Source organism: Roseibium sp. ROS1 (assembly GCF_054658215.1).
This window is the reverse complement of sequence record NZ_BAAGIG010000021.1, coordinates 1-5264: the sequence shown is the minus strand read 5'-3', so window position 1 is coordinate 5264 and position 5264 is coordinate 1. Positions and strand designations below refer to the sequence as shown.

At 53.8% G+C, this 5264-nt stretch carries 5 protein-coding genes; 3 read left to right on the top strand and 2 right to left on the bottom strand.

Annotated elements, in window-relative coordinates; genetic code table 11:
* Positions 1-166: 166 nt before the first annotated feature.
* Both ACYQ6M_RS30300 and ACYQ6M_RS30295 read right to left on the bottom strand, forming a co-directional pair.
* Positions 167-922: an alpha/beta hydrolase gene (locus tag ACYQ6M_RS30300; RefSeq protein ID WP_460077679.1), complete on the bottom strand. Its 756-nt coding sequence runs from the start codon at positions 920-922 to the stop codon at positions 167-169.
* Between the two features lie 93 nt (positions 923-1015).
* Positions 1016-1924, bottom strand: a complete 909-nt coding sequence (locus ACYQ6M_RS30295) for a LysR family transcriptional regulator (RefSeq protein ID WP_460077677.1) — start codon at positions 1922-1924, stop codon at positions 1016-1018.
* A 133-nt stretch (positions 1925-2057) separates the two neighbouring features.
* Between ACYQ6M_RS30295 and ACYQ6M_RS30290 the strand changes: the two genes are divergently transcribed.
* From ACYQ6M_RS30290 to ACYQ6M_RS30280, 3 genes are read left to right on the top strand one after another with little or no spacing between them, the layout of a single operon-like run.
* Positions 2058-2570, top strand: coding sequence for a TRAP transporter small permease subunit (locus tag ACYQ6M_RS30290; protein WP_460077675.1), 513 nt, complete (start codon positions 2058-2060; stop codon positions 2568-2570).
* Positions 2567-3877, top strand: coding sequence for a TRAP transporter large permease (locus ACYQ6M_RS30285; RefSeq protein WP_229006284.1), 1311 nt, complete (start codon positions 2567-2569; stop codon positions 3875-3877). Before ACYQ6M_RS30290 ends, ACYQ6M_RS30285 begins: the two co-directional genes overlap by 4 nt.
* 31 nt (positions 3878-3908) lie before the next feature.
* A complete protein-coding gene (locus ACYQ6M_RS30280; RefSeq protein ID WP_229006285.1) occupies positions 3909-5027 on the top strand; it encodes a C4-dicarboxylate TRAP transporter substrate-binding protein in 1119 nt (372 codons plus the stop codon).
* Positions 5028-5264 lie beyond the last annotated feature (237 nt).

The following is a 5264-nucleotide window of genomic DNA, read 5'->3' as shown; positions in this document are numbered from 1 at the left end:
CTGGCGAGGCATCCGCCAGCGAGAGCGATCTTCATCGCAAGAGCAAGAATGATTGTTTTCAATTTTTCCTCCCAATTTGATTTGGAAGCAAAGAACGCCAGACGTTCAGGCAAAAGCCCAATTCAACTTGACGATCAAATGATCACTAATTTGTATTGCCCTTCGATCATTCGATACCATCACATCTGCCGAGCAAGTCAGCGAGTTCGTTTACGATAAGGTCCTTGTCGTGGTCGAGTGTCGCGACGTGAAATGAGTTTTCAAGCCACCGCAGGCGTATGTCTGTCGACCCACATTCCATTGCAATACGTTCAGCATTTCTTGGATCGACCACGTGATCGGTCCTGGACTGCAATATCAGGATCGGTTGTCTCAGGAGTGGCAGCATCATCCCCGTTGAAAGCGTGAGGAAGTACCGTTCTCTGATCGCCCTTGCCGGTATTCGGTCGTAGCAGATCTCGCGAGCAGTTTCGTCTCGAATATCCGAACCGATGCCGTCAAAATAAATGTTTGAATCTGTCTCGAGAAATTTCGCGGCATGCTCGGCCGAATAAAGGCCAGTTGAACCATTGATCGTTGTGACCGCACGCACTTTGTCCGGATGGCGGATTGCTATGTTTAATGCGAGTGTTCCACCAAGAGACAGGCCCGCGGCGACGATAGTTCTGCAGTGTTTGCTAACCTCTTCCAACGCCTGTTCCGCCGACCTAAGCCAATCCTTGAAACATGTTTGACCAAGATCCTCGGGTGAGCTCCCGTGTCCCTTCAGCAGCGGAGCCAGGACAGTTGCGCCGGAAGCAGCGTGCAGACTCTCGCCCACGTATCGGACACTTTGCGGAGTGCTCGTGAAGCCGTGGAGCAGCAGCACGCCGGTATTTGAACCGAGGAGAAAAAACGGTGCTGCCTGGGGATCGGAATACATGGGGTACCTTTCAGCTTGAAACCCCATTGCAAGTGAAACTCCACCGCCCGGAAGGCAAATATCAAAGCCCTATCGGTTGATAGAGACTCGCGATCAGCGATTTTGTTCGATGCTCGTACCGGACCGGAAGCTGGCAACCAGTTTGTGGAGCAACTGCGTGTTAGCTGCCTCGTCCCAAACCATCGCGACATCAAGCTGCGGGCCGAATTCGTCGAACGTCACCAGTTTCAAAGAGGCCGGCAGACTCTCACGGATGCTGGATGGATAGAGCGTTAGCCCTCGCTTTTGGCTGACCCGCTGGAAAATGACCTGAACGTCCCATGGTTCTTCGACCACATGGGGGTGAAACCCGGTTAATTCACATGCCTCGTCGATCAAATTGCGAAACGAGCGCCAATTTTCTCGAACACCGAGGACAAACGGGAAGCTGCACGCTGTTTCGAAGTCCGGAATGTCCGTTTCAATCGGAGCGACAAATCCGATTTCACAGCTCCAAAGTGTCGCGTGATCGAGGTTTGTCTTGGCCACGCTCGCATGCGAGAGCACGAAGCCAAGATCAATTGTTCCCGATTTCAAGGCGGATGTAATTGCGTCTGTGGACATGACGTGCATTTCCACCTGGACGTCCGGGCAGACTTTGGAAAAGTGCTGAAGGCCTTCGGAGATTTCAGAAGAAGGAGCAAGCGCTGAATAGCCGATAATGACATGCCCGTGGCGGCCCAGACTATTCCGTCTGGTCGCTCGGATCGTGCGCTCAAAGAGAGCAACTGCTTGGCGAGCGTCAGCCAAGAACTGGGTACCCGGCTCGGTCACCGCGAACGGTTTCGGCGGCCGTTGAAAGATGGTTATGCCCAGGTCCTGCTCGGTATCCTGCACACTTTTCGAAATGGCCGGCTGGGCGATGTTGAGAAGATCCGAAGCTGCCCGAAATCCTCCAGCATCTGCAACAGCAAGTGCATACCGAAGGTGTTTGATTCCCAGGCGAGAGGGCTTCTGAAGCATTGTATCCAGTCCTGCTGATAGGGCGATAACGTTTCGCGATCACACGATCAGGCAACAGTATTTGTGCGCTTTCGTCAAACGCCAGATTGTCTCCCACAGACACCAAGCAAGAGTGTCGGCACAGGGAGATGAAATGGAGAGGTTGTTCAAAAAGCTGGCGAACGGTTTGACGCTGATCAGCGGTGCAGTGCTCCTGCTGATGATGATGCATGTAACTTTGGATGTAGCGCTCAAAAACCTTTTTAACGCACCGTTCCAGGGAACAGTGGAGATTTCCTCTTACTATTACATGGTTGCCGTAGTCATGTTGCCAATGGCGTTGGTCGAAATTAACGATGAACAGATTTCTGTCGATCTACTGTTCGGGCAACTTCCAGCAATACTTCAAAAGGCCCTCCTTCTTGTAACTTTTCTGGCAACGGCCTGCGTTCTCGCTCTCATGACCTGGCGGACCGGACTCGACGCGATACGTGCGTTTCGCGTTGGCGAAGTGGTCATGGGAAGCCGTGAAGTCGTCGTGTGGCCTGCCAGATGCCTTTTGCCACTCGGGTTCGGGTTGGCATCAATTGCGGCTCTATTGCGGGCGGCAATGTTGTTGCGCGGCCGGCGCGTCCTCGCAGTTCATCATGAGGGAGCCACAGAATGACATCCCTTTCTATCGGTTGGTGTGGGGTTGCGATCCTTTTCACACTTCTTGCTGTCCGTATGCCGATCGGCGTCGCTTTGATGATCGTTTCCCTGGGCGGAATTTGGACGCTCACCAACACTGTTGCGGCCCTCGGTATCATCAGCGCCTTGCCTTTTACGTTTATCGGGGATTGGTCGCTAACAGCGATCCCAATGTTTCTCCTCATGGGTTTTGTCGCCGCCAACACAGGCCTGACATCAGGAGTTTTCGATCTTCTGCGGCTCTTGCTGGCAAAAGTGCCAGGTGGCCTCGCTTCCGCCAGTGTCGGTGCATGCGCTTTGTTTGCGGCCGCCTCCGGTTCCAGCATTGCGACAACTGCGGCCATGTCCAGGATAGCTGTTCCCGAGATGCTTCGTGCCGGCTATCACCCAACACTTGCTACTGGCGTGGTGGCTGCATCTGGAACTCTCGGATCGCTGATACCACCTTCGATTCTGATGGTTTTGTTTGGTATTTTCACGGAACAATCCATCGGTCAGCTTTTTATCGCGGGCGTCATCCCTGGTATACTCTCCGCATTGATTTACGCAGGTATGATCACAATTCGCTGCGTTGCAAATGCTGACCTGGCACCAGCTGTCAAAGTTGAATTGGGCGCTGGTGAGCTGAAATCGCTATTGCTGTCTGTCTGGCCGTTTCCGGTGCTGATCGTCGGTGTACTCGGCGGAATTTTCTTCGGGTTTTTCACTCCGACGGAAGCCGGAGCCGTCGGTGCTTTCCTCGCCATCACCATCGCTGCCGCAAGTCGGCGCCTCACAGCCGTCGCCGTTAAAATGGCGATCCGGCAGACCGTCGTTGCAACCTCGTCAATTTTCTTTCTTTCGATCGGGGCCGTGATGTTCACGCGCTTCATGGGCTTGTCCGGTGTCCCGGACTCACTCTCCACGGCGATGCTCGGGATATCCGAGAATCCGATCCTCATCATAGTGATGATTGCAGTGCTCTACATCGTCCTTGGAATGGTGATCGATTCCATCGGGCTGATGCTGCTCACTCTACCTGTGCTCCTTCCGGTCCTGGAAGGAGCCGATATCAATATGATCTGGTTCGGCATCATCGTCATCAAACTGCTTGAAATCGGCTTGGTCACACCACCGGTCGGCCTGAACCTGTACGTCTTGCATGGCGCTCTAGGTGGCAAGGTCAAGCTTCGCGACATCATCAATGGAACGGCCTGGTTTATCGCAATGGACGTGGTGACGCTTGCACTGCTCATCGCGCTTCCTGGTCTGTGCCTCTTCCTGCCCGCTCTGATGAGCCGGTAGTTAACAGCTTCGAACAAGTGGAGGAGTAACTATGAAAAAATCAGCACTTATGACCGCCCTGGCAGTGTCCTTGACGGGAACAATGGCAAGCGCTGCCCAGTACAACGCAAATCACTTCTTTGCCGAGCGGCACTCCATGGTTCGCGGACCATATGGGGAATTTGCAAAGAAGGTCGCCGAGGACACGAATGGGGAGGTGACTTTCAAGGTCTTTTCCGCCGGCTCGCTTCTTCCCCCGGCATCTTCGCTTGGAGGATTGAGGGATGGGATTGCGCAAGTCTCCTATCATGCGGGAACCTACACGCCTGCAGAGCTGCCCGTTGCAAATCTCATCGGCAACATGGCCTTCTACAATACCGACCCATTGGTGATGGCCTTTGCGTCGACCGAGTTCGGCCTGACCCATCCAGCCGCACTTACTGAATGGAAGAAAAACGGGATCGTCTTTGGTGGAGGTTATTCGACGTCTGAATACCACATGCAATGCAACACCAAGGTCGAAACCCTGGCGGATGTTCAGGGAAAAAAATTGCGCATGCCGGGGGGCGCCTGGTCTCGCTTCGCTGAGCATATTGGCGCATTGCCGGTTTCGATACCTTCCAGCGAAATGTACTCCGGTCTTGACGTGGGGGTGCTTGATTGCGCCGTTGCTGCCGCCGACGCCCTGGATAGCTTCAGTCTGAAGGATGTCGTTACCGCAATGAACACGCTTACGGTCGGAAACTACTATGCGGGGTTCGAATGGGCTTATAACGCTGACTTCTGGAAAAGCATCTCACCCGAAAACCGGAAGGTGCTTTTTGATCAGATGGCGTACTACCTTGCAGAACATCGCATTGAGTTCGATGCTGACGTCGAAAAAGCGGTGAGTGCGGCAAAGGAAAAGGGCATGGTCGTTTATGAGCCGGACCAGGCATTGCAGGACGCTTTGGCTGAATTCGTGAAGAAGGACGAGGCCACTCTGATAGCAACTGCTGAAGATCGCGGCGTTGAAAACCCGGCCGCGATCCTGGCGGATTTCAAGCAAACCATCGATCGATGGGACGCGCTTCTGGAAGGCATCGACCGTCAAAATGTCGATGTCCTCGCTGAACTGGCGCGAACTGAAATTTACGACAAGTTGGATCCGGCTACCTACGGAACGGACTGACCTTAATGTTCGGACGTAATGCAACTAAGCTTTAAAGGCAGTGATGGATGGCGTGGGCGAGAGATGACAAAGCAAGTCGTCGATCGCTCCCCTTCCGCACTCACGGAGAGACAATCGCTGGTGAACCGGCTCTGAATGAGGTGGTTCACTGGCGGTATTCCCGAAAGGCTTTCAGCCGAGTACGGCTTCGGGCATTCAAACGCTCCACGGATTTGCACTATCGGGACAGGCTCCATC